We start from the raw sequence: 23,142 nt of genomic DNA on the forward strand, positions 1-23,142 counted from the left end.
GCCGGCTACGGCGCGGAGTAGCGACGCTGAAACGGGCCGGCTACGGCGCGGAGTACCGGCGCAGCATCTCCTCGGCGGTGGCGCGCATCAGCGAACGCAGCTCGGCGGGCTCCAGCACCTCGACGTCGGCCCCGAAGCGGCCCAGGTCGACCCGGGCGTGTTCGAGCGACTCGATGGGCAGGACCACGCGTACCCATCCGTCGGTGTCGGGGCGGCCGGTCTCGCGCAGGGCCCGCTCGGCGACCGGCCCGAGCAGGAACCACAGGCGAAGGGCGCGCGGCCCCAGCCGTACGGTCGCGGAACCCCCGGCGTAGAGCGTCTCCTGCAGCCGGTCGGCGAACTCCAGCCAGTACCGGCGCAGATCGAAGTCCTCGGGGCGGGTGAAGTGCTCGTCCAGCGGCGTCAGCGACTCGATGCGCGAGATCCGGAAGGCGTTGGTGCGCGAGCGGCCCACCGCGACCATGTACCACGCGGTCCCCTTGAGCACGAGACCGAGCGGCGAGAGCGTGCGCTCCACGGCGGAGCCGTCCCACTTGCGGTACGAAATCCGGATTTTCCGCTCTTCCCAGACGGATGTGGCGACCGCCTCCAGGAATGGTGGCGCCTCGGGGTCGCGGAACCACCCGGGCGCGTCCACGTGGACGCGTTGCTGGATGCGCCCGGCCATCGAGCGCTGCTCGGCCGGCAGCGCCGCGAGCAGCTTGAGCCGGGCCGCGTCGAGCGTCGGCCCGAGGCCGAGATCCCCGGCCGTCGCGCCGCTGCCGGTGAGGAAGAGCGCCGCGGCCTCGTCGGTGGTCAGGCCCGTGAGACTGGTTCGGTACCCGTCCAGCAGCGCGAAACCGCCGGCCGGCCCGCGATCGGCGTAAACCGGGACGCCCGCGGCCGACAGGGCCTCGATGTCGCGGTACACGGTGCGGACCGACACCTCGAGCTCGTCGGCGATCTGCTGGGCGGTGCGCCGGCCCCGGGTCTGCAACAGCAGCAGCGTCGACAGCAGCCGGCTCGCGCGCATCTCAGTCGGGCTTGTTGGCGTAGACCGAGCGGCGCACGTAGAGCGCGTAGAGCCAGGCGGGTCCGAAGACGATCCCGAGCGCGAGCAGCGACCAGTGCAGGAACCCGCCGGCGAGCAGGACGACCTGTACGACGAGCCCGGCGATCCACGCCCAGGAGTGCTTGAGCAGCCCGCAGAGTCCGAAGCACACGACGGCGAGGACCGCGCAGACCCAGATGGCGGCGGTATTGTGCCCGTGGCCGAGCTTGGCCAGCGGCAGCAGCGCCAGCAGGAGTACGACACCCTCGACCGCGAGCCCCGCGGCCCCGACGCCGCGCACGGCGGCCCCGGGGTTCTTCAGTCCGGCGGGCGAGGTCATCGCTTCAACAGCCCGCGGGCATCGGCGACGGTGACGACCGAGCCGGTGATGAGCACGGCGACGGTGCCGGGCACGGCGTTGTCGGACTCGGCGAGGGTGACGGCGGCGTCGAGCGCGTCGGGCAGGCTGGGCACGACGTGGACGCGGTCGGGGCCGAACAGCTCCTCGGCGATCGCGCCGAGCTGGGCGGCCGGCATCGCGCGGGGTGAGCTGTTGCGGGTGACGACGATCGACTCGGTGATCGGCTCCAGCAGCTCCAGCATGCCCTCGACGTCCTTGTCGGCCAGGGCGGCGACGACGGCGACGAGCCCGCTGAACGCGAACTCCTCGGTCAGCGCCCGGACCGTGGCCCGCATGCCGTGGGCGTTGTGGGCGGCGTCGAGCAGGATCGGCGGCGAGTTGCGCACCCGCTCCAGGCGGCCGGGCGAGGTGGCGCCCGCGAAGCCGTCCCGCACCGCCTCGGCGTTGAGCGAGCGCTCCGCGCCGGCGCCCAGGAACGCCTCGACCGCCGCGAGCGCGATGGCCGCGTTCTGCGCCTGGTGCTCGCCGTGCAGGGGCAGGAAGATCCCCTCGTACACCCCGGAGAGCCCCTGCAGCGTCAGCATCTGCCCGCCGACGGCCAGGTCCCGGTGCACGACCCCGAACTCGCGCCCCTCCCGGGCCACCGTCGCACCGACCTCGGCGCAGCGCTCCAGGATCGGGCGCATCGCCTCCTCCGGCTGCAGCGCGCAGATGAGCGTCGAGCCCTTGTGCACGATCCCGGCCTTGGCCCAGGCGATCTCCTCGAGCGTGTCGCCGAGCCACTCGGTGTGGTCCAGGCCGATCGGCGTGATCACCGTCGTCTGGGCCTGCAGCACGTTGGTGGAGTCGTCGGCGCCGCCGAGGCCGACCTCGACCACGGCCACGTCGACGGGTGCGTCAGCGAACGCGGCGAACGCCATCGCCGTGGTCATGTCGAAGTACGTCAGCGGCGCGTCAGAGCGGGCGTCGAGGTACTCCGCGAGCGGCGCCACCTCCTCGTACACCTCGACGAACTTCTCCTCGCTGATCGGCTCGCCCTCGATGCTGATCCGCTCGGTGATGCTCTGCAGGTGCGGGCTCGTGTAGCGCCCGGTGCGCAGCCCGTGCGCCCGCAGCAGCGAGTCGATCATCCGGGCCGTCGACGTCTTGCCGTTGGTGCCGGTGAGGTGGATCGCCGGGAACGCCCGCTGGGGGCTGCCGAGCGAGTCGAGCAGCCCCTCGATGCGGCCCAGGTCGAACACCATGCGGGTGAACCCGCGGGCGTTCAGCTCCTGGTCGACCTCGGAAAACCTGGTCACAGGGCTTCCAACTGCGCGGTGACGCGGGCCAGGTCCGCCTCGGCGGCCGCGAGCCGCTCCCGGATCTTGGCCACCACCGCCTCGGGCGCCTTGCCGGTGAAGGCCGGGTTGCCGAGCTTGGCCCGGCACTGCTCGGCCTCCTTCTCCGCCGCCGCCTTGTCCTTGGTGAGCCGCGCCCGCTCGGCGGCGACGTCGATCGCGCCGCGGGTGTCGAGCTCGACGGTGACCCCGACGCCGACGGCCAGCTTCGCCGTCGCCACGAACTGCTCACTGTTCTCCTGGCCGCCCCACACCGCACCAACCCCGTCGAGACGAGCCAGGGACCGGATCAGCGACTCGTGCGCGGTCAGGCCGGCCGCGTCGAGCCCCTCGAGCCGGGCCACGACCCGCTGGGACGGCTTCACGCCCTGGTCGGCACGGAACCGGCGGACCTCGGTGACGACCCGCTGCAGGTTCTCGACCTCGCGCTCGGCGTCGTCGTCGACGAGCTCCTTGTCCGCGGCCGGCCACTCGGCCCGCACCACGGTCGCCCCGCCGGTCAGCGTCGTCCACAGCTCCTCGGTGACGAACGGCATGATCGGGTGCAGCAGCCGCTGCAGGCTCTCCAGCACGTGGCCCAGCACCCGCCGGGTGACGGCCTTGGCCGCCTCGTCGTCGCCGGTCAGCACCGGCTTGGTCAGCTCCAGGTACCAGTCGCAGACGTCGTCCCAGGCGAAGTGGTACAGCGTGTCGCAGACCTTGGCCAGCTCGAACGCCTCGAACTGCTGGTCGACCTCGCCGATCACGTGCTGCAGGCGCGAGAGGATCCAGCGGTCCACGGTGCTCAGGCCCTCGGTGGGCAGGTCACCCTCGACGGTCGCCCCGCCGGACAGGCCGAACCGGGTCGCGTTCCACAGCTTGTTGGCGAAGTTGCGTGCGCCCTGGACCCACTCCTCGCTCACCGGCACGTCGGCGCCCGGGTTCGCCCCGCGCAGCAGCGTGAACCGGGTCGCGTCGGCGCCGAACCGCTCGATCCAGTCCAGCGGGTCGACGACGTTGCCGAAGGACTTCGACATCTTCTTGCCGAACTGGTCGCGGACCATGCCGTGCAGCATCACGACGTCGAAGGGCTGCCGGCCGTCCATCGCGTAGAGGCCGAACATCATCATCCGGGCGACCCAGAAGAACAGGATGTCGTACCCCGTGACGAGCACGCTCGTCGGATAGAACTTGGCCAGGTCCGGGGTCTCGTCGGGCCAGCCGAGCGTGGAGAACGGCCACAGCGCGGAGCTGAACCAGGTGTCGAGCACGTCGGCGTCCTGCACCCAGCCGTCGCCGGTCGGCGTCGGATCGTCCGGGCCGACGCACACCACCTCGCCGTTCGGCCCGTACCACACCGGGATCCGGTGACCCCACCACAGCTGCCGCGAGATGCACCAGTCGTGCATGTTGTCGACCCAGCCGAAGTATCGCTTCGTGAGCTCCGGCGGCTCGACCCGCACCCGCCCGTCGCGCACCGCGTCGCCGGCCGCCTTGGCCAGCGGCTCCGTCCGCACGAACCACTGCAGCGACAGCCGCGGCTCGACCGTGGTGCTGCACCGCGAGCAGTGCCCGACGGCGTGCGTGTAAGGCCGCTTCTCGGCCACGATCCGCCCATCGGCCCGCAGCGCCGCCACGACCGCCGGGCGCGCCTCGAACCGGTCCAGGCCCAGGAACGGCCCGTGCACGGTGATCACGCCGTGCTCGTCCATCACCGTCAGGCTCGGCAGGTCGTGGCGCTGGCCGATCTCGAAGTCGTTCGGGTCGTGCGCCGGGGTCACCTTGACCGCGCCGGTGCCGAACGCCGGATCGACGTGCGGGTCGGCGACGATCGGGATCCGCCGGCCCGTCAGCGGCAGCTCGACCTCGGTGCCGACCAGGTGCTTGTAGCGCTCGTCGTCCGGGTGCACCGCGACCGCGGTGTCGCCGAGCATCGTCTCGGCCCGCGTGGTCGCCACGACGATCGCGGCGTCCCCGTCGCCGTAGCGGATCGACACGAGCTCGCCGTCGTCGTCGGAGTGCTCGACCTCGATGTCGCTCAGCGCCGTCAGGCACCGCGGGCACCAGTTGATGATCCGCTCGGCCCGGTAGATGAGCCCGTCGTCGTAGAGGCGCTTGAAGATCGTCAGCACCGCCCGGGACAGGCCCTCGTCCATGGTGAAGCGCTCGCGGCTCCAGTCCACCGAGTCCCCGAGCCGGGTCATCTGCCCCAGGATCTTGCCGCCGGACTCGGCCTTCCACTGCCACACGCGCTCGACGAACGCCTCGCGCCCGAGGTCGTGGCGGGACTGCCCGCTTGAGGCCAGCTGCCGCTCGACGACATTCTGCGTGGCGATGCCGGCGTGGTCCATGCCGGGCAGCCAGAGGGCCTCGAAGCCCTGCATGCGCTTGCGCCGGATCAGCGCGTCCTGGACCGAGTGGTCCAGCGCGTGCCCGATGTGCAGCGAACCGGTGACGTTCGGCGGCGGCAATACGATCGTGAACGGCGGCTTGTCGCTTTCCGTGTCCGCCTTGAACAGACCGTCGGCTACCCATTGCTCGTACCGCCGCTGCTCGACCTCGCCGGGGGCATACTGAGCCGAGAGCGCCGGGGTTGCCTGCCCCGCGCGTGGAGTATCCGTCACACGCAAAGTCTAGAACTGTCGCGCAGGGGGTCTACGCTCGCCATTGCCCCTACACTCAGGAGACTGATCGACGGTGACCTACCCGCCGCAGAACCCGGATGACGAGCCGCGCTCGGAGCCGTTCCGGCCCATGTCCTACGACCTCGCTCCGGAGTACGGCACACCCCCGCCCGTGAACAACCCGGGTCCGTATCCGCAGCAGCCGCCGCCACCGACGCAGCCCCCGGTTCAGCCGGTCTCGAGCCCTGGCTACCCCGTGTCGGGCCAGCCGGCGTACCCCCCGCAGCCCGCCTATCCGGTCTCCGCGCAGCCCGCCGCCTACCCGCCGCCGGCCTACCAGCCGCCTCAGCCGACGTTCGTCGCGCCCCCGCCCCCGAAGAAGGGCAAGGGCCTGAAGATCACCCTCGGCGTCGTCGGCGGCGTCTTCCTGGTCTGCGCCGTCATCGCCTGCGTGGCCTTCTACCCGATCTTCAAGGACTCCGGCGCGCACGTGAGCGCCCCGGCCACCCTGCCGGGCGGCCTGACCAAGCAGGACTCCCCCGAGGCCGACACGCTGAGGGACAGCATGGAGACGGATCTGCGGGGCAGCATCGACAGCGTCGACGAGATCGCCACCGGCGTCTACTCGAAGTCCGACGACGACCCGACCCACATCGTCGTCCTGGTCGCCGCGACCGGCACGTTCATCTCCCCCGGCTCGGAGATCGACTCCGCGTTCAAGGGCTTCAACTCCGGCAGTGACCTGGCCACGACCAGCGCCCCCGCGGAGTATCCCGCCGGCAGGCTGGGTGGCACGGTGAAGTGCGGCGGCGCGGAGTACAAGTTCGGCAACGACGGCCTGAAGGTCAGCCTCTGCGTGTGGGCCGACCACGGCAGCGTCGGCATGGTCATGTTCATGGGCCAGGAGGTCTCCGCCGTCTCCGGCCAGTTCGTGAACATCCGCGAGGCCGTGCAGACCCGCTAGTTCCTCCCTTCTCTCTCGCTTCAGGGGCGCCGCGGCGCCCCTGAAGCGCTTCCGGGGTGGCGCTGCTACAGTGCGCCGATGGTCGACCCCGACGGCGGACCCGCCGGCCTGTACTACGACGACGAGGAGCCGGAGGAGGCTCCGGCGAGCCGCCTGCCCCTCAAGCGCATCGCGATCGTCTCCGGCTCGGTCGCGGCCGCGGCCCTGCTGGTCTCCGGCATCATCTACGGCCCGGCGGTCGTCCGGGTCCTGGGCCAGAGCGACACCGAGATCAAGTCCCCGGACAAGGTCGGCGCGTTCACGCTGGACACCAGCGACGGAGCGAAGAGCGCCAGCGAGTACATCCGCGACGCGATCGCCACCGAGGTGAGCCTCGACAACAGCGTGGGCCTCATCTACCGCGACAGCGGCACGGACGCGATCCTCGTCGCCGGCACCGCCCGCATCTGGAAGCCCGAGGAGACCCTCAAGACCGCCTGACGACGCCGGCGGCGTGCGTGACGTCCACGACGTGGACGCGGGCCCCCTGGGCGGCACGATGCGCTGCGGCACGACGAAGGTGGACGATTCGGACCTGTCGGTGTGCGGCTGGGCGGACAACGGTTCGCTGGGCGTGGCCCTGTTCTCCGGCCGTAACGTCGCTGACTCCGCGAAGTCGCTCCTGGAGCTGCGCAGCGCGGTCGAGCACCGCAGCTGAAGGTGATTGCCGGCCGGTCCGTTCGCGGGCCGGCTCGTTCGTTGTCCGGAAACGCTTCAGGGGCCCACCGAAATCGGTGGGCCCCTGATCGAAAGTTTGTCCGGCGGCGTCCTACTCTCCCACACTCTCTCGGGTGCAGTACCATCGGCGCTGGAGGGCTTAGCTTCCGGGTTCGGAATGGGACCGGGCGTTTCCCCTCCGCTATGGCCGCCGTAACACTATGAACCTGTCAACCCCGCACACCCCTTGTTTTTGGGGGTGCGTTCGGTGTTGGTTCAGAATCACACAGTGGATGCAAACATCTTCAAAACCCGTTATGTAGGTCAAGTCCTCGGCCTATTAGTACCGGTCAGCTCAAACCTGTTACCAGGCTTCCACTTCCGGCCTATCAACCCAGTGGTCTCGCTGGGGGCCTTAACCCTCAAGGGGTGGGATACCTCATCTCGAAGCGAGCTTCCCGCTTAGATGCTTTCAGCGGTTATCCCTTCCGAACGTAGCCAACCAGCCGTGCTCTTGGCAGAACAACTGGCACACCAGAGGTTCGTCCGTCCCGGTCCTCTCGTACTAGGGACAGCCCTTCTCAAGTATCCTACGCGCGCGGCGGATAGGGACCGAACTGTCTCACGACGTTCTAAACCCAGCTCGCGTACCGCTTTAATGGGCGAACAGCCCAACCCTTGGGACCTACTCCAGCCCCAGGATGCGACGAGCCGACATCGAGGTGCCAAACCATCCCGTCGATATGGACTCTTGGGGAAGATCAGCCTGTTATCCCCGGGGTACCTTTTATCCGTTGAGCGACACCGCTTCCACCTGCCAGTGCCGGATCACTAGTCCCGACTTTCGTCCCTGCTCGACCTGTCAGTCTCACAGTCAAGCCCCCTTGTGCACTTGCACTCAACACCTGATTGCCAACCAGGCTGAGGGAACCTTTGGGCGCCTCCGTTACATTTTAGGAGGCAACCGCCCCAGTTAAACTACCCACCAGACACTGTCCCTGAACCGGCTCACGGCCCAAGGTTAGATACCCAAATCCAACAGAGTGGTATTTCAAGCTTGCCTCCACCCCCACTGGCGTGAGGACTTCACCGGCTCCCACCTATCCTACACAATCGAATTCGAGTACCAATGTCAAGCTATAGTGAAGGTCCCGGGGTCTTTCCGTCCTGCCGCGCGTAACGAGCATCTTTACTCGTAGTGCAATTTCGCCGGGCCTGTGGTTGAGACAGTGGGGAAGTCGTTACGCCATTCGTGCAGGTCGGAACTTACCCGACAAGGAATTTCGCTACCTTAGGATGGTTATAGTTACCACCGCCGTTTACTGGCGCTTAAGTTCTCCGCTTCGCCCCGAAAGACTAACAGGTCCCCTTAACGTTCCAGCACCGGGCAGGCGTCAGTCCATATACGTCGTCTTACGACTTAGCATGGACCTGTGTTTTTAGTAAACAGTCGCTTCCCCCTGGTCTCTGCGGCCACCAACCGCTCCACCAGCACGTGGTCTCACCATCGGTGGCCCCCCTTCTCCCGAAGTTACGGGGGCAATTTGCCGAGTTCCTTAACCACAGTTCGCCCGATCGCCTCGGTATTCTCTACCTGACCACCTGTGTCGGTTTGGGGTACGGGCCGCTCGAAACTCGCTAGAGGCTTTTCTCGGCAGCATGGGATCACTGGCTTCACCTGAACGGCTCCGCTTCACGCCTCACCCACATGTGCTGCGGATTTGCCTACAGCACGGGCTACACGCTTGCCCCGGCACAACCACCGGCCGGGTCCAGCTACCCTCCTGCGTCACCCCATCGCTTGCCTACTACCACCCGAGTTCCTAAACGCCGGCCATCCCCCCGAAAGGTTCAGACCATTGTGAAGTTAGTACAAGCAGGTTCAGCATGGACGCTTCTACGCGGGTACGGGAATATCAACCCGTTGTCCATCGACTACGCCTCTCGGCCTCGCCTTAGGCCCCGACTCACCCAGGGCGGATTAGCCTGGCCCTGGAACCCTTGGTCATCCGGCGGCAGGGTTTCTCACCCTGCTTTCGCTACTCATGCCTGCATTCTCACTCGCGTCACCTCCACGGCTGGATCACTCCGCCGCTTCACCGGTGACACGACGCTCCCCTACCCATCCACACACCTGGACCACAAAAGCCTAGTATACGTGTGAATGCCACAGCTTCGGCGGTGTGCTTGAGCCCCGCTACATTGTCGGCGCGGAACCACTTGACCAGTGAGCTATTACGCACTCTTTCAAGGGTGGCTGCTTCTAAGCCAACCTCCTGGTTGTCTATGCGACCCCACATCCTTTACCACTTAGCACACGCTTAGGGGCCTTAGCTGGTGATCTGGGCTGTTTCCCTCTCGACTACGAAGCTTATCCCCCGCAGTCTCACTGCCACGCTCTCACTTACCGGCATTCGGAGTTTGGTTGACTTCAGTAAGCTTGTAGGCCCCCTAGGCCATCCAGTGCTCTACCTCCGGCAAGAAACACGCAACGCTGCACCTAAATGCATTTCGGGGAGAACCAGCTATCACGGAGTTTGATTGGCCTTTCACCCCTAACCACAGATCATCCCCCAACTTTTCAACGTTGGTGGGTTCGGCCCTCCACACGGTCTTACCCGCGCTTCAGCCTGCCCATGGCTAGATCACTCCGCTTCGGGTCTAGGACACGCGACTCTGACGCCCTATTCAGACTCGCTTTCGCTACGGCTCCCCCACACGGGTTAACCTCGCCACGTATCACTAACTCGCAGGCTCATTCTTCAAAAGGCACGCCGTCACCCCCGCCCAAAGGCGGGACGCTCCGACGGATTGTAGGCGCACGGTTTCAGGTACTATTTCACTCCCCTCCCGGGGTACTTTTCACCTTTCCCTCACGGTACTCGTCCGCTATCGGTCACCAGGGAGTATTTAGGCTTACCAGGTGGTCCTGGCAGATTCACGGCAGATTACAGGAGTCCGCCGCTACTCGGGAACACGCCAACACAGACCGAACATTTTCGCCTACCGGACTCTCACCGTCTACGGTGCCGCTTTCCAGCGAACTTCGACTAATCCTCGGTTTTCTCACTGTGCGCCCAGTCGGCAGACCAGACAAGACACGCCCCACAACCCCAAACATGCAACCCCTGCCGAGTATCACACATGCCTGGTTTAGCCTCATCCGCTTTCGCTCGCCACTACTCACGGAATCACTATTGTTTTCTCTTCCTGCGGGTACTGAGATGTTTCACTTCCCCGCGTTCCCTCAACCTGCCCTATGTATTCAGGCAGGAGTGACACCACATGACTGGTGCCGGGTTCCCCCATTCGGACACCCTGGGATCACAGCTCGGTTGACAGCTCCCCCAGGCCTATCGCGGCCTCCCACGTCCTTCATCGGCTCCTGGTGCCAAGGCATCCACCGTACGCCCTCAGCAACTTGACCACAAAGCAATAAAGATGCTCGCATCCACTGTGCAATTCTCAACCAACACCAAACCCAAACCGTATCCGCGAACCAACCTCAGCACACTCCGTGCCCGGTTTTGGCCGCCGGCCTGGATTCACGTCCGAAACAAACCGTTGGTTGTTTCAGGACCCAACAGGGTGCCTATACGATCGCCACGAACCGCATCCCAAACCGTTCCACGCCACTTCCGCGGCAGTACTAGATTCCGGGACCGTTGTCCGCAGGACCTTCGCCAGTGTCTCCGCCATCGAGCACCCCACCAACACACTCGGCTGGTGCGGGCTCCTTACAGCCTTTCGGCTGAAGGTGCTCCTTAGAAAGGAGGTGATCCAGCCGCACCTTCCGGTACGGCTACCTTGTTACGACTTCGTCCCAATCGCCAGCCCCACCTTCGACGGCTCCCTCCACAAGGGTTGGGCCACCGGCTTCGGGTGTTGCCGACTTTCGTGACGTGACGGGCGGTGTGTACAAGGCCCGGGAACGTATTCACCGCAGCGTTGCTGATCTGCGATTACTAGCGACTCCGACTTCACGGGGTCGAGTTGCAGACCCCGATCCGAACTGAGACCGGCTTTTTGGGATTCGCTCCACCTCACGGTATCGCAGCCCTTTGTACCGGCCATTGTAGCATGCGTGAAGCCCTGGACATAAGGGGCATGATGACTTGACGTCATCCCCACCTTCCTCCGAGTTGACCCCGGCAGTCTTCGATGAGTCCCCGGCCGAACCGCTGGCAACATCGAACAAGGGTTGCGCTCGTTGCGGGACTTAACCCAACATCTCACGACACGAGCTGACGACAGCCATGCACCACCTGTGAACGGCCCCGAAGGACCCGACATCTCTGCCGGATTACCGAACATGTCAAACCCAGGTAAGGTTCTTCGCGTTGCATCGAATTAATCCGCATGCTCCGCCGCTTGTGCGGGCCCCCGTCAATTCCTTTGAGTTTTAGCCTTGCGGCCGTACTCCCCAGGCGGGGCGCTTAATGCGTTAGCTGCGGCACAGAGAACCGGAGAGGCCCCCCACACCTAGCGCCCAACGTTTACAGCGTGGACTACCAGGGTATCTAATCCTGTTCGCTCCCCACGCTTTCGCTCCTCAGCGTCAGTATCGGCCCAGAGACCCGCCTTCGCCACCGGTGTTCCTCCTGATATCTGCGCATTTCACCGCTACACCAGGAATTCCAGTCTCCCCTACCGAACTCAAGCCTGCCCGTATCAGCTGCAAGCCCACAGTTGAGCTGCGGGTTTTCACAGCTGACGCAACAAGCCGCCTACGAGCTCTTTACGCCCAATAAATCCGGACAACGCTCGCGCCCTACGTCTTACCGCGGCTGCTGGCACGTAGTTGGCCGGCGCTTCTTCTCCAGGTACCGTCACTTGCGCTTCGTCCCTGTCGAAAGAGGTTTACAACCCGAAGGCCTTCATCCCTCACGCGGCGTCGCTGCATCAGGCTTCCGCCCATTGTGCAATATTCCCCACTGCTGCCTCCCGTAGGAGTCTGGGCCGTGTCTCAGTCCCAGTGTGGCCGGTCGCCCTCTCAGGCCGGCTACCCGTCGTCGCCTTGGTAGGCCATCACCCCACCAACAAGCTGATAGGCCGCGAGCCCATCCCAAGCCGAAAAACTTTCCACACCCAACGATGCCGCCAGATATGAATATTCGGTATTAGCCCCCGTTTCCGAGGGTTATCCCAAAGCCTAGGGCAGGTTACTCACGTGTTACTCACCCGTTCGCCGCTCGAGTACCCCGAAGGGCCTTTCCGCTCGACTTGCATGTGTTAAGCACGCCGCCAGCGTTCGTCCTGAGCCAGGATCAAACTCTCCAACAAAATCTGCGTTGGTGAATCAATCACCCGGCAACAAACATGTTGTCACCAAAGGAATCCCAGACACGCAACTCCTCACGGAGCCCGTGCCACGGGGTAAATTTCAATTGGCACTGGCTTAACAAGCACCCTGTTGAGTTCTCAAACAACCAACACACACCGTTTCGGTCCGCAATCTCTTGCTCGCCTCATCCGGGGCAACTTCTCTACTTTACCAGCTCGCTCGCCGTTGTCAAGTCCGTTGTCCGAACTTTTTCACTTTGAGCGGTTTTCCCGAGCATAGCAAGGCCGCCGTTTCCGGCGATCTTGTTTCGGGAGATCCGATCGCACCGGCCGGCTTCGAAGCATTTCGCTCTCTCGCCCGCCCGGCTCGCTACCGGCTTGTCTACCTTACCAGCCCGATCCGTTCTGTCAAGTCCGCGTTTTCCGCTTGTTGACCTTCTGGACCGTTTCTCCCGCGCAGGCCATCCGCGCCCGTTTCCGGCGCCAGATCTGCTCGGGATTCCGGCAGGCCAGCCGACTCTTTCAAGTCCGCCTGGTTCCCTACCGGCTGGAGTAACCTACCCGGTCGGCCTCGCGATTGCAAATCCGCTCTCGCACCGCCCGGTCTTGCTAATCCGACGTTCCGGGCGTTTCCGCCCATCCCCTCGGACGTGGAGAACCTTACGGACCGCCCGGTGTCCGAGTCAAATCGGCATTGCAACGGGGATCTGAACGGGTCAGAGCCGCCGATTGGCAAGGCTCGGCAGCGTTTCCCGGATCTCCGCGAGGCGCTCGAAGTCGAGCTCGGCGATCGTCACGCCGACGGTGTCGGGGGCCTGGGCGATGACCGTCCCCCACGGGTCGACGACCATGCTCCGCCCGAAGCAGGTCCGGTCGGGATCATGGTTGCCGATCTGTCCGGCAGCGAGCACGTAACACTGGTTCTCGATGGCTCGCGCGCGCAGCAGGACTTCCCAGTGGTCCCGCCCGGTATGGAGCATGAACGCCGCCGGCACCACGAGCACGTTGGCGCCGTCGATCGCAAGCTTGCGGTACAACTCCGGAAACCGCAGGTCGTAACAGATCGACAACCCTAGTCGGACCCGCTCGACATCGACGATGCTCGTCGAGTCCCCGGGCGCGACGGTCCTCGATTCCTGGTACGACACGCGACCCGGGATCTCAACGTCATAGAGATGGATCTTTCGATAGGTCGCGGCAAGTGTGCCGGATCGATCGAAGACCAGCGTTGTGTTGTACGTGTGCTCGGGGTCGGGTCCGATCTCGTGGAACGAGCCGGCGTGGACCCACATCCCGAGATCCCGCGCGGCATCGGCGAAGAACGCGGCGAACTCCCCGTCGACCGGCTCCGGCGCGGGCGCGGTGGCGGCGCGGCCCAGATGGTCCACGTACTCCGGCAGCACCGCCAGGTCCGCTCCCCCGTCCGCAGCCCGCTGCAGCAGCGCCCGGGCCACCTTGAGGTTCTCGCCCCGGTCGTCACGGGCGTTGAGCTGACACACCGCTACGCGCATACGGCCAGCCTACGTTCACCCGGCGGTGAGCACGAGGGCCACAACGGCCAGCCCCAGCCCGGTGATCTGCAGGGGGCGCATCCGTTCCCGATCGACGGCCATCGCGAGCAGGACGGTCGTCACCGGATACAGCGAGGCGAGCGGGGCGGCGACGCTGAGCACCCCGTTGCGGACCGCGAACAGGTAGAGCGCGTTCGCGGTGACGTCGAAGGCACCAGCGGTACACGAGAGAACAAAGATGCGAGCAGGGCCACGCACCGGCACCCGCCGGGCCCGCATGGCCACCAGCAGGCCGGCGACGCCCGCGACCCGCCCGGCCAGCAGCGGCCACAGGCCGGAGGCGTCGGAGGTCTGGGCGACCAGCGTGAAGTACCCGCCGAAAAGCACCCCCGACAGCAGCGCGAGCGCCAGCAGTCCCCGGCCGGCGCGCTCGCCCCCGCGCGGTCCCGCGCTCACGAGGGTGATCGCCGCCACGGCGAGGACGGCGCCCACGAGCGCCGACGTCGACGGGAGGCGGTCGAGGAAGAGCCCGAGCAGCAGCGGTACCGCGGCCGTCGTCGTCGCCGTGAGCGGCGCCACAACCGACATCGCCCCGGCGGCGAGCGCCCGGTAGAAGATCACCAGCCCCGCGTTGCCCAGGAGACCGGCGGCGGCGCCCCACGCGAGATCGGTGAGGCTCGGCACACCGGTGCCGGCGAACGCGATCCACGCCATGACGAGCGGGATGCCGACGGTCTCGGCGACGAGCGCCACGAGGAACGAGTCGGCGCGCTGACTCGCCTTGCCGCCGGCGAAGTCACCCGCGCCCCAGACGAGCGCGGAGGCCGCGGCACAGACGAGGAACAGCACGCGAGCCACGATATGGGTGGCGAAACGTGCTCGCCACGATTTTTTCCATGGTGTACTGCCCTGTGCGCGACGATTTCACTGGTCCGACCGGCCATGGATCCGTCGTCGCAAACGAAAGCGACCCGGGACACAGTGTCCCGGGTCACTCGCGAACGTCTCGGTCAGGCCGACTTCTCCTCGCGGTCGGCGCGGCGGCGGCCGACCCGGTGCGCGGCGAGGTCCCGCGGCACGATCGTCGGGATCACCTTCTCCAGCACGACCTCGCGGGTGATCAGGACCCGGGCGATGTTCGGGTTGCTCGGCACCTCGTACATCACGGAGAGGAGGACCTCCTCCATGATCGCCCGCAGGCCGCGGGCGCCGGTGCCGCGCAGGATCGCCTGGTCCGCGATCGACTCGAGGGCCTCCGGCGCGAACTCCAGCTCGACGCCGTCAAGCTCGAAGAGGCGCTGGTATTGCCGGACGAGCGCGTTGCGCGGCTCGGTGAGGATCTTGACGAGCGCGTCGCGGTCGAGGCTCTTGACGCTCGTGATGACCGGCAGACGCCCGATGAACTCGGGGATCAGGCCGAACTTGAGCATGTCCTCCGGCATGACGTCGGAGAAGGCGTCGTCGGCGGTCCGGTCGGTGATCGAGCGGAGGTTGGCGCCGAAGCCCGTGCCGCCCTTGCCGACCCGCTGCTGCACGATCCGGTCGAGGCCGGCGAAGGCGCCACCGCAGATGAAGAGCACGTTGGACGTGTCGATCTGGATGAACTCCTGGTGCGGGTGCTTGCGCCCGCCCTGCGGCGGCACGTTGGCCACCGTGCCCTCGATGATCTTCAGCAGCGCCTGCTGCACGCCCTCGCCGGAGACGTCCCGGGTGATCGACGGGTTCTCCGACTTGCGCGCGATCTTGTCGACCTCGTCGATGTAGACGATGCCGGTCTCGGCGCGGCGGATGTCGTAGTCGGCGGCCTGGATCAGCTTGAGCAGGATGTTCTCGACGTCCTCGCCGACATACCCCGCCTCGGTGAGCGCCGTGGCGTCGGCGATCGCGAACGGCACGTTGAGCATGCGCGCGAGCGTCTGGGCCAGGTGCGTCTTGCCGCAGCCCGTCGGTCCGATGAGCAGGATGTTGGACTTCGCCAGCTCCACGCCGTCGCTGCCCGAGCCGCCACCGGACTCGGCCTGCACCCGCTTGTAGTGGTTGTAGACCGCCACCGCGAGAGCCTTCTTGGCCTGGTCCTGACCGACGACGTACTGGTCGAGGAAGGCGCAGATCTCCATCGGTTTGGGCAGCTCGTCGAACTTGACGTCGCCCGACTCCGCCAGCTCTTCCTCGATGATCTCGTTGCAGAGATCAATGCACTCATCGCAGATGTAGACGCCGGGGCCGGCGATCAGCTTCTTCACCTGCTTCTGCGACTTGCCGCAGAAGGAGCACTTCAGTAGGTCGCCGCCGTCGCCGATCCGTGCCACCTACGATCTCCCTGCCTTCGGCCGGACCCTACGTCCGGATCGCATCCTGCTCGCCCTCGCGGGCGGGTTTGGGGCCCACGCTGGCTACTGCCTCGACGTTACCTGGTGGTCGCCCGTATTCCGACCCCCTACGCGGGGGTGTCTTTCTGCCTGCCCACCCGACGACACGTTCTCACGGTCCGTCAGGACCCGTTCGATCACCGTCCGGGCCCTCGTTCGGGTCGTCGGAGACTTCATCGGCTCGCCTTACCCGGAGGTTAGGCGAGCCGATGAGGTCTTGCTCGGGGCCTCAGCTGCCCGAGGCCACCAGGCTGGACTTCTTGCGGCTGACCAGCACGTTGTCGACCAGGCCGTATTCCTTGGCCTCGTCGGCCGTAAGGATCTTGTCGCGGTCGATGTCCTTACGGACCTTGTCGACCGGCTGGCCGGTGTGGCGCGACACCATCTCCTCGAGCTGGGTCCGCATGCGCATGATCTCCCGGGCCTGGATCTCGATGTCCGAGCCCTGCCCGTAGCCGCCCTCGGTCGCCGGCTGGTGGATGATGATGCGGGAGTTGGGCAGCGCGAGACGCTTGCCCGGCGTGCCCGCCGCGAGCAGCACCGCCGCCGCGCTCGCCGCCTGGCCCAGGCACACCGTGAGGATGTCGGGCCGGACGTAGAGCATGGTGTCGTAGATCGCCGTCATGGCCGTGAACGAGCCACCGGGCGAGTTGATGTAGAGCGTGATGTCGCGGTCCGGCTCGGTGCTCTCCAGCGTCAGCAGCTGCGCCATCACGTCGTTGGCCGACGCGTCGTCGATCTGCACGCCGAGGAAGATGATCCGGTCCTCGAACAGCTTGTTGTACGGGTTGGTCTCCTTGATGCCATACGACGTCCGCTCGACGTAGGACGGCAGGATGTAGCGGTTGTGCACCTCGCGCAGCGCCGGGGGCAGGCTCAGATCGGTCATGGCTTCGCTCCTCAGGCCAGGGTTCCGGCGCCTTCCGGAGCCTGCTGGGCCCCGGTGATCACCTTGTCGATGAAGCCGTAGTCCCGCGCCTCTTCGGCGGTGAACCAGCGGTCACGGTCGGAGTCGGCCTCGATCTGCTCGAGCGCCTGACCGGTGTGGAACGACACGCGCTCCTGGAACATGCGCTTGGTGTAAAGCATCTGCTCGGCCTGGATGGCGATGTCGGAGGCCGTGCCCCCGATGCCGCCGGACGGCTGGTGCATCATGATCCGCGCGTGCGGCAGCGCCATGCGCTTGCCCGGGGCCCCCGCGCACAGCAGGAGCTGGCCCATCGAGGCAGCCATGCCCATCGCCACAGTCGCCACGTCGTTGGTGACGAACTGCATGATGTCGTAGATCGCCATGCCCGAGTAGACGGAGCCACCGGGCGAGTTGATGTACAGCCAGATGTCGCGCTCCTCGTCCTCGGCGGCGAGCAGGAGCATCTGGGCGCAGATCCGGTTGGCGACCTGGTCGTTGACCTCGCTACCCAGGAAGATGATGCGTTCCTTGAGCAGCCGGTTGAACACCGAGTCGTCGAGCGTCAGGCTCGTGTCCGCGCCCCGACCGCGCCCGTTGGGCGCGGAACTGACTGGCGACGCTGGAATATGCAGGTCGGTCATGGCAGCCCTTCGCAAGAGTCTTGTACTTGCCGACCCTAACCGGTGTGGGCAGCGGCAGCTTCCCGTGCTCACCGCATTTCGCTATGAGCGCACCGTGGTGAAGGCCGGGGCTTTTGCCCCGGCCTACAACGTTAGTGGTCGTGGCCCTCGTGGTCGCCGTGATCGTGCCCCTCGTGGTCGTCGACCGGCCCGCGCAGGTCGTCGAGACTGAGCGTGGCGCCCTCGCCGTCGACGATCTTCACCCGCTCGAGCACCAGCCCGAGCGCCTTGCCGCGGCGCACGTCGCCGAAGACCGCGCCGGCCACACCGGCCTGGACCAGCTGGTCGTAGTACTGCTGCGGGCCCATCCCGGCCCGCTGCGCCCGGTGGACGATCTCGTGCCCGAACTCGTCGTCGGTGACCTGGATGTCCTCGGCGTCGGCCAGGGTGTCGAGCACCAGCTGGACCTTCACGCCCTCGACGGCCGCCTCGTTGAGCTCGGCGTCCATCTCCTCCTCGGTCTTACCCTCGGTCTGCAGGTAGTCGTCGAACGACGCCCCGATCCGCTGCAGCTGATCGTTCATCGACTCCTTGCGCGACTCGACCTCGTCCTTCACCACGCCCTCGGGCGCCGGGACGTCGGTCGCGTCGATGACGGCCTTGAGGGCGAGGTCACGCGCCGAGTAGAGCTGCTCCATCCGCTTCACCCGGGTCAGCCGCGTGCGCACGTCGTCCTTGAGCTCGTCGAGCGTGTCGAACTCGCTGGCCAGCTGGGCGAACTCGTCGTCCACCTCCGGCAGCTGCTTGTCCTTGACCGACTTCACGGTCACCGACACCTCGGCGTCACGCCCCTCGAACTCCCCGCCCACCAGCTGCGTGGTGAACGTCGTCGAGTCCCCGGCGCCCATGCCCACGAGCACGTCGTCCAGGCCCGGCACCAGCTGGCCGCTGCCGACCTCGTGCGAGACGTTGGTGGCGCTGCCGCCCGGCACCTCCTCGCCGTCGACCTTGGCCACCAGGTCGATCTGGACATAGTCGCCGGTAGCCGCGGTCCGCTCCACGGTCTTGAGCGTGGCGAACCGGTCCCGCAGCCCCTTGAGCTGCTCCTCGACGTCGTCGTCGGACACCGCCAGGGCGTCCACGGTCACCGTGATGTCGCCCAGCTCCGGCAGCGTGATCTGCGGCCGGACGTCCACCTCGGCCGTGAACTTCAGCGGCTGCCCGTCGGCGAACTCGGTGATCTCGACCTCGGGCCGCCCGAGCGTCTTCACCTCGTGCTCGCGCACCGCGGCCAGGATCTGGGTCGGAATGACCTCCTGCACGGCCTCGTTCAGCACCGCACCGCGCCCGACCCGCTGGTCGATGACGGCCGACGGCACCTTCCCCCGACGGAACCCGGGGATGTTGACCTGCGAGCCGATCTCGCGATACGCCTTCTTGAGACTCGGCTCGAGCTCAGCGAACGGCACCTCGATTTCGAGCCGCACGCGAGTCGGGCTCAGGGTCTCGACGGTGCTCTTCACAGAACTTTCTCCCTCGTTGCTACGACTGGTGAACTGGCGGATGCGCTTCGTGACGTTCCCGGTCGGGGTGGCGGGATTTGAACCCACGGCCCCTCGCTCCCAAAGCGAGTGCGCTACCAAACTGCGCTACACCCCGGTGGCGTGCGTCGGCAAGTGTATGCGCTCGGCCGCGGACGTCGCCGCTCGGTATGCCGGTGTCGCACAGTCTGGACCCCCCGCCGCGGGCGCGGGGCGCGATGATTGGGTACGCTGTGACAGCACCCGGCGCACACCGGGCGCCAAGCGGGCGTAGCTCAATGGCAGAGCTTCAGTCTTCCAAACTGACGGTGGGAGTTCGATTCTCCTCGCCCGCTCCATATTTCGCGCTCGCTGGCGCTCGCTCCCCCGCGGGGGAGCTTCGCTCCACCCACACCCCCTCAAAAGCCGCACCGAGGCCGTCCAGCAGCGAAAGTTCTCGGGTTCATTTGACGGCAGGTGTACTGCCTGCGCCCGCGCCCATCGCCAGGAGGACCCGACCGCAGCTGTACATCCCAAGCCCGCGCCTACCGTCGAGGCGGGCGACGAGCCACGCCGGAACGGACCCGCCCCTCAGAAGCCACAAGCCTCACAAAGCGATCGGCCAAAGCTAGATCGCCTGAATGTGGGCTTCGTCGGACGCGTACAACTCCGGCCTGCGTGTGATCAGCGGACAGTTGATGTATCGAGCCTCCCACAGCGCATGGCGAGCGCCCAGAGTCCCGGACCAGGAGCCGATCTCAATGGCCGGCGCTTGGCCCAGCGGCAAGACGCTGATCGACGATACGAACAGGAAGGGATGCCACGCCGAGGCGGACGCGCCGATCATGCTCCCCGCCTCAACGATGGCCAGGGCCGGGAAGCCGAGTCGCACCATGCCCAAGTCGGCGCGCTGGAGCAACGCCCACAGCGGCGGATACGAGTTGAACATAGCCGCCAGAGCGGTGGCGTCGAAGACCAACACGGCAGTTGACGCTATTCGCTCAACAGCCCTTCATCACAATCGCGGCGAAACTTGGCTAACACATGTGCGCGTTCAGGCGGCGCGGCGCTTCTGACGGTCGTTCCCTTCGGCGGCAGCGATGATCTCGTCCGCCTTACGCAGGTCGTCCTCGGTGAGCTCAGGGACGAGGTGCGGCATCTCTCGCTTCAGGCGCTCCCAGCCAGCCCCGGGCGTCCACGAGCGCGGGCCTGCCGGTTCGGGAGTGTTGTCCATGGCTCGAACGGTACCCAGTCGTCAGCGAACTTGTCACTCAACCGCGGTGAGAGGCAAGTCGAATCCAGGTACGAAACCGCAACGTCAACGGTGACTGCACGCCTCGATCACCGATCGTCGGCGCACCTGTGCAGCCGAACGCAACGGAGTACCTAGGCGCGGACCAGGCAGTCTGTTGCCGCGATCAGGCATACAGGCGCCGAACGCGGCAGGCCAAGCCGCTCCACGGTCGTCCACGGCGAGCTCCGAAGCCGCCCGCTCCCTGGCGGATCGGTACGACGGCATATGGGAGGTCGCTAGGCCGGCCCCGGTTCTCCAGGGGTGAGAACGAGGACGTGTGTCAAATGCCGCTCGCACTCGGCCTGCCGGCCGGCGCGGCGGCTCACTCAAGAGAGACCCGGCTCCAAGATCGGACGTGCCAGAGCCGTGCCAGTAAGTCCGTCCGCGTAGGGGCATGAGCGGGCGCGGAAAGCCGCAACACCATCCGGCAAATCCGGACAGACCTTCCGAGCCGGGGAGATCTTCCAAACTGACGGTGGGAGTTCGATTCTCCTCGCCCGCTCTCACCTTCGCGCTCGCTGGCGCTCGCTCCCCCGTGGGGGAGCTTCGCTCCACCCACACCCCCTCAACACCGCACCGGACGCCTTGGCACTCGAGAGGCGCTCGTCCACATTCCCCCGTAGCGGTACCTCCCGTGCCCACGGTTCACGCCGAGCCGTCCTGTTTCCACCGGATCGCCCTTTGCGTCCAATTAGCGCGCTCCCCCGCCCGAACACGCACCCTCTTCCCGCAGATCGCTGTTCGCCGCGCCCCGACTCGAACTCGTCGGAGCAGCGACGATCTCATCGCGGACGGCATGCTGTGCCGCACGCTTGAACCGCACCAACCGGCCGCAATCCACTGCGGCGGACCGGAGGTTCCTTCGGATCTCACCACCGTCCAGTGCGTTAGACGGCACATGTCTAGTAATCTAGATTCCGCCCGTGAAGCGAGTCGACCTGGTGAGGAAGATCGGCAAAGCCGCTGTCGAACGAGGCCTCGGCTTCGTCGAGGTACGGGAGGGCGGCAGCCATACGATCTACCGGTGCGGGACGCAGAACGTCGTCGTTCCCGGCACCGTGAGATCAGTGAGCTGACTGCTCACAGCATCATGCGGGACCTAGAAGATCAGCTTGGGAAGGGATGGTGGCGATGACCAGCTACACGGCCGTCTGCCGGCGCTCGGACGTCTGGTGGGCGATCAGTGTCCCCGAGCTCAAGGGGGTCCACACCCAGGTGCGGCGCCTCAGTGAGGCCGAGGCGATGGTTCGGGATGCGATCTCGCTCTTTCTCGAGGTCGATCCACACTCGTTCGCCCTGACCTTGCGGCTCGAGGTGCCGGAGGCTCAGGACGTCGTCGACGCGGCGCTGAGTGCCCGACGAGCGGCGCGCGAGGCGGACGAGAAGGCCGCTACGACAACCCATGTCGCGCTCAAGCGTCTCACCGCACTCGGGTTGACCGTTCGCGATGCCGGACAGATTCTCGGCATCTCGCCCCAGCGGGTGTCGCAACTGACGAGCGGTGCGGAGAAGTCCCAGGCAAAGGCCGCGCCAGGCGAAGCGGCCGCGTAAGGCGCGACAGGTGGCGCCGGTGCCCGGGCCACAAGGTCGCACTCGCCCGGGAGGAAGAAGCGTGGTGGGGAGTGACACCACCGCGTCGTTACAGGGCGTCGGTCGAAGGCCCGGCTGGCGGCTTCGGCCAGGTCAGATTTCGTAAACCTCGACCACGGGTCTGACCTCTCTGGACAGGACGGCGTCCACCACGAAGTACGGGGTCTCCAGGGTGCCCAGAACCGTCAGCAGGGACACCGCCACGCTGCGGCGATGTGACAGGCGGGCGCCCAGGCGCTCCGTGACGCGGAACGCGCTGCGGCCCGTGTGTTGCTCCAGGCGGTTCAGCAGCCCCACGCCCGGCGGGACGGCGGGGAGTTGGATGGGGGTGAAGGCCGTGGTCAGGCCGAACGCGACGCCGTACGCCCCGCAGCTGCCCCGCGCCGGTCTTCGGTCGAGTCTGCCGACTGGGTTCGCCGGACTGGTCACCGTCGCCCGCCGATCATCCGGTGTTCCGCTGGCCCGCCCGCTGCCCGCGAGACTGCGGCCGCGCGCCTGCTGTCGTTGCTGCCGGGACCGTGGTTCGGTTGGGTTCGGGCCGGGCGGCGGCGGGTGTCTCCCGCCGGGTGGCACCGCCTACTGCAGCACGGCAGCCGCCGCGCCGGCCCAAGCAGCTACGCCTTGACCCAGTCGCCGCAGCCCCTCGACACAAACGTGTCGTCGCTCGATCGGATCGTCACCGTCACCCGGACCGAGCCGGTCACGAAGTTGTTGTCGACGATGTTGCCATTCTTGCTGCGCTCCCAATAGCAATCGATCACCTTGCCGCCGGTCAGGTGCGCGGTCGTCTGGTAGGTGCCAGGCTTCACCTCGGACGACACAGCGCGGCGAACTGGTCCCGCAAGGGGTCGCTCAGCCATGAACGACTACACCGCTGTTTGCCGGCGCTCCGGGGCCTGGTGGGCGATCAGCGTGCCCGAGCTCAAGGGTGTCCACACTCAGGCGCGTCATCTCGATGACGCCGAGGCGACCGCGCGGGACGCCATCGGGCTCTTTCTCGACGTCGACCCGCGCTCCTTCACCGTGACGCTGCGAACCAGTTAGGCAAGTCGCG

At 66.5% G+C, this 23,142-nt stretch carries 20 protein-coding genes, 2 tRNA genes and 3 rRNA genes; 7 read left to right on the forward strand and 18 right to left on the reverse strand.

Going from position 1 to position 23,142, the window contains the following annotated elements; genetic code table 11:
• Positions 1–40: 40 nt before the first annotated feature.
• Genes ACQPY0_RS52180 through ACQPY0_RS52195 form a run of 4 tightly spaced genes read right to left on the reverse strand, consistent with a single transcriptional unit; the run spans position 41 to position 5,331 of the window.
• Positions 41–1,012, reverse strand: coding sequence for a helix-turn-helix transcriptional regulator (locus ACQPY0_RS52180; protein ID WP_432979146.1), 972 nt, complete (start codon positions 1,010–1,012; stop codon positions 41–43).
• Position 1,013: 1 nt separating this feature from the next.
• Entirely contained in the window at positions 1,014–1,370 is a 357-nt protein-coding gene (locus ACQPY0_RS52185; RefSeq protein WP_432979149.1) for a DUF4233 domain-containing protein, read from the reverse strand.
• The gene (locus ACQPY0_RS52190) at positions 1,367–2,635 is read right to left on the reverse strand and encodes a bifunctional folylpolyglutamate synthase/dihydrofolate synthase (protein ID WP_432995775.1); all 1,269 of its coding nucleotides are present in this window, start codon (positions 2,633–2,635) and stop codon (positions 1,367–1,369) included. The genes ACQPY0_RS52185 and ACQPY0_RS52190 overlap by 4 nt, the downstream gene beginning before the upstream one ends.
• Positions 2,636–2,685: 50 nt before the next feature.
• Positions 2,686–5,331: a valine--tRNA ligase gene (locus ACQPY0_RS52195; protein WP_432979152.1), complete on the reverse strand. Its 2,646-nt coding sequence runs from the start codon at positions 5,329–5,331 to the stop codon at positions 2,686–2,688.
• Positions 5,332–5,404: 73 nt separating this feature from the next.
• Between ACQPY0_RS52195 and ACQPY0_RS52200 the strand changes: the two genes are divergently transcribed.
• From ACQPY0_RS52200 to ACQPY0_RS52210, 3 genes are all read left to right on the forward strand, one after another.
• On the forward strand, positions 5,405–6,295 hold the full coding sequence (locus ACQPY0_RS52200; RefSeq protein WP_432979155.1) for a hypothetical protein: 891 nt from the start codon (positions 5,405–5,407) through the stop codon (positions 6,293–6,295).
• 78 nt (positions 6,296–6,373) lie between these two features.
• Complete coding sequence (locus tag ACQPY0_RS52205; RefSeq protein WP_432979158.1) at positions 6,374–6,775, forward strand: hypothetical protein; 402 nt, start codon at positions 6,374–6,376, stop codon at positions 6,773–6,775.
• Between the two features lie 13 nt (positions 6,776–6,788).
• Complete coding sequence (locus ACQPY0_RS52210) at positions 6,789–6,992, forward strand: hypothetical protein (RefSeq protein WP_432979161.1); 204 nt, start codon at positions 6,789–6,791, stop codon at positions 6,990–6,992.
• Between the two features lie 98 nt (positions 6,993–7,090).
• Here the strand turns inward: ACQPY0_RS52210 and rrf are convergent.
• The 10 genes from rrf to ACQPY0_RS52260 all read right to left on the reverse strand — a co-directional run bounded on the left by rrf (position 7,091) and on the right by ACQPY0_RS52260 (position 19,343).
• Positions 7,091–7,207 (reverse strand): 5S ribosomal RNA (rrf, locus tag ACQPY0_RS52215).
• 104 nt (positions 7,208–7,311) lie between these two features.
• Positions 7,312–10,418 (reverse strand): 23S ribosomal RNA (locus ACQPY0_RS52220).
• Between the two features lie 341 nt (positions 10,419–10,759).
• Positions 10,760–12,274, reverse strand: a 16S ribosomal RNA gene (locus ACQPY0_RS52225).
• Together the 16S, 23S and 5S rRNA genes form the textbook arrangement of a ribosomal RNA operon.
• Positions 12,275–12,990: 716 nt before the next feature.
• The gene (locus tag ACQPY0_RS52230; protein WP_432979164.1) at positions 12,991–13,785 is read right to left on the reverse strand and encodes a carbon-nitrogen hydrolase family protein; all 795 of its coding nucleotides are present in this window, start codon (positions 13,783–13,785) and stop codon (positions 12,991–12,993) included.
• Between the two features lie 15 nt (positions 13,786–13,800).
• A complete protein-coding gene (locus ACQPY0_RS52235; protein ID WP_432979167.1) occupies positions 13,801–14,634 on the reverse strand; it encodes an EamA family transporter in 834 nt (277 codons plus the stop codon).
• 161 nt (positions 14,635–14,795) lie between these two features.
• Positions 14,796–16,094, reverse strand: a complete 1,299-nt coding sequence (clpX, locus tag ACQPY0_RS52240) for an ATP-dependent Clp protease ATP-binding subunit ClpX (protein WP_432979170.1) — start codon at positions 16,092–16,094, stop codon at positions 14,796–14,798.
• Positions 16,095–16,383: 289 nt separating this feature from the next.
• Positions 16,384–17,043, reverse strand: a complete 660-nt coding sequence (locus ACQPY0_RS52245) for an ATP-dependent Clp protease proteolytic subunit (RefSeq protein WP_432979173.1) — start codon at positions 17,041–17,043, stop codon at positions 16,384–16,386.
• An 11-nt stretch (positions 17,044–17,054) separates the two neighbouring features.
• Positions 17,055–17,705 (reverse strand): ATP-dependent Clp protease proteolytic subunit, encoded by a 651-nt coding sequence (locus tag ACQPY0_RS52250; protein ID WP_432979176.1) that lies wholly within the window; start codon positions 17,703–17,705, stop codon positions 17,055–17,057.
• A 131-nt stretch (positions 17,706–17,836) separates the two neighbouring features.
• Positions 17,837–19,207, reverse strand: coding sequence for a trigger factor (gene tig / locus ACQPY0_RS52255; protein WP_432979179.1), 1,371 nt, complete (start codon positions 19,205–19,207; stop codon positions 17,837–17,839).
• A 62-nt stretch (positions 19,208–19,269) separates the two neighbouring features.
• Positions 19,270–19,343: transfer RNA gene (locus ACQPY0_RS52260), tRNA-Pro, on the reverse strand.
• Between the two features lie 146 nt (positions 19,344–19,489).
• On the opposite strand from ACQPY0_RS52260, the gene ACQPY0_RS52265 reads away from it, so the two are divergent.
• Positions 19,490–19,563: transfer RNA gene (locus ACQPY0_RS52265), tRNA-Gly, on the forward strand.
• Between the two features lie 269 nt (positions 19,564–19,832).
• On the opposite strand, the gene ACQPY0_RS52270 is transcribed toward ACQPY0_RS52265, so the two are convergent.
• Together ACQPY0_RS52270 and ACQPY0_RS52275 are read right to left on the reverse strand one after the other, a co-directional pair.
• On the reverse strand, positions 19,833–20,186 hold the full coding sequence (locus ACQPY0_RS52270) for a hypothetical protein (RefSeq protein WP_432979182.1): 354 nt from the start codon (positions 20,184–20,186) through the stop codon (positions 19,833–19,835).
• Positions 20,187–20,258: 72 nt separating this feature from the next.
• Entirely contained in the window at positions 20,259–20,438 is a 180-nt protein-coding gene (locus ACQPY0_RS52275) for a hypothetical protein (RefSeq protein ID WP_432979185.1), read from the reverse strand.
• Between the two features lie 983 nt (positions 20,439–21,421).
• Here ACQPY0_RS52275 and ACQPY0_RS52280 point away from each other — a divergent pair.
• Together ACQPY0_RS52280 and ACQPY0_RS52285 are read left to right on the forward strand one after the other, a co-directional pair.
• The gene (locus tag ACQPY0_RS52280; protein WP_432979188.1) at positions 21,422–21,574 is read left to right on the forward strand and encodes a hypothetical protein; all 153 of its coding nucleotides are present in this window, start codon (positions 21,422–21,424) and stop codon (positions 21,572–21,574) included.
• Positions 21,575–21,629: 55 nt separating this feature from the next.
• A complete protein-coding gene (locus ACQPY0_RS52285) occupies positions 21,630–22,049 on the forward strand; it encodes a hypothetical protein (RefSeq protein WP_432979191.1) in 420 nt (139 codons plus the stop codon).
• Between the two features lie 132 nt (positions 22,050–22,181).
• On the opposite strand, the gene ACQPY0_RS52290 is transcribed toward ACQPY0_RS52285, so the two are convergent.
• Together ACQPY0_RS52290 and ACQPY0_RS52295 are read right to left on the reverse strand one after the other, a co-directional pair.
• Entirely contained in the window at positions 22,182–22,517 is a 336-nt protein-coding gene (locus tag ACQPY0_RS52290; RefSeq protein ID WP_432979194.1) for a hypothetical protein, read from the reverse strand.
• A gap of 185 nt (positions 22,518–22,702) precedes the next feature.
• Positions 22,703–22,948, reverse strand: a complete 246-nt coding sequence (locus tag ACQPY0_RS52295; RefSeq protein ID WP_432979197.1) for a hypothetical protein — start codon at positions 22,946–22,948, stop codon at positions 22,703–22,705.
• Between ACQPY0_RS52295 and ACQPY0_RS52300 the strand changes: the two genes are divergently transcribed.
• Positions 22,947–23,132 carry a type II toxin-antitoxin system HicB family antitoxin gene (locus ACQPY0_RS52300; RefSeq protein ID WP_432979200.1) on the forward strand — a complete coding sequence of 62 codons (186 nt, stop codon included), beginning with the start codon at positions 22,947–22,949 and terminating at the stop codon, positions 23,130–23,132. The two genes, ACQPY0_RS52295 and ACQPY0_RS52300, sit on opposite strands and share 2 nt — an antisense overlap.
• The last annotated feature ends 10 nt before the right edge of the window (positions 23,133–23,142 follow it).

The sequence above is a fragment of the Dactylosporangium sp. CA-233914 genome, from assembly GCF_050942935.1.
In the GTDB taxonomy this organism is placed as follows: domain Bacteria; phylum Actinomycetota; class Actinomycetes; order Mycobacteriales; family Micromonosporaceae; genus Dactylosporangium.

What these genes read in the sequence shown, in the direction of transcription:
- ACQPY0_RS52275 (WP_432979185.1), bottom strand. Translation starts at nt 20,438, where the DNA reads ATGGACAACACTCCCGAACCGGCAGGCCCGCGCTCGTGGACGCCCGGG.
- ACQPY0_RS52295 (WP_432979197.1), bottom strand. Translation starts at nt 22,948, where the DNA reads ATGGCTGAGCGACCCCTTGCGGGACCAGTTCGCCGCGCTGTGTCGTCC.
- ACQPY0_RS52180 (WP_432979146.1), bottom strand. Translation starts at nt 1,012, where the DNA reads ATGCGCGCGAGCCGGCTGCTGTCGACGCTGCTGCTGTTGCAGACCCGG.
- ACQPY0_RS52245 (WP_432979173.1), bottom strand. Translation starts at nt 17,043, where the DNA reads ATGACCGATCTGAGCCTGCCCCCGGCGCTGCGCGAGGTGCACAACCGC.
- ACQPY0_RS52190 (WP_432995775.1), bottom strand. Translation starts at nt 2,635, where the DNA reads ATGGTGTTCGACCTGGGCCGCATCGAGGGGCTGCTCGACTCGCTCGGC.
- ACQPY0_RS52300 (WP_432979200.1), top strand. Translation starts at nt 22,947, where the DNA reads ATGAACGACTACACCGCTGTTTGCCGGCGCTCCGGGGCCTGGTGGGCG.
- ACQPY0_RS52285 (WP_432979191.1), top strand. Translation starts at nt 21,630, where the DNA reads ATGACCAGCTACACGGCCGTCTGCCGGCGCTCGGACGTCTGGTGGGCG.
- ACQPY0_RS52230 (WP_432979164.1), bottom strand. Translation starts at nt 13,785, where the DNA reads ATGCGCGTAGCGGTGTGTCAGCTCAACGCCCGTGACGACCGGGGCGAG.
- ACQPY0_RS52185 (WP_432979149.1), bottom strand. Translation starts at nt 1,370, where the DNA reads ATGACCTCGCCCGCCGGACTGAAGAACCCCGGGGCCGCCGTGCGCGGC.
- ACQPY0_RS52205 (WP_432979158.1), top strand. Translation starts at nt 6,374, where the DNA reads ATGGTCGACCCCGACGGCGGACCCGCCGGCCTGTACTACGACGACGAG.
- ACQPY0_RS52250 (WP_432979176.1), bottom strand. Translation starts at nt 17,705, where the DNA reads ATGACCGACCTGCATATTCCAGCGTCGCCAGTCAGTTCCGCGCCCAAC.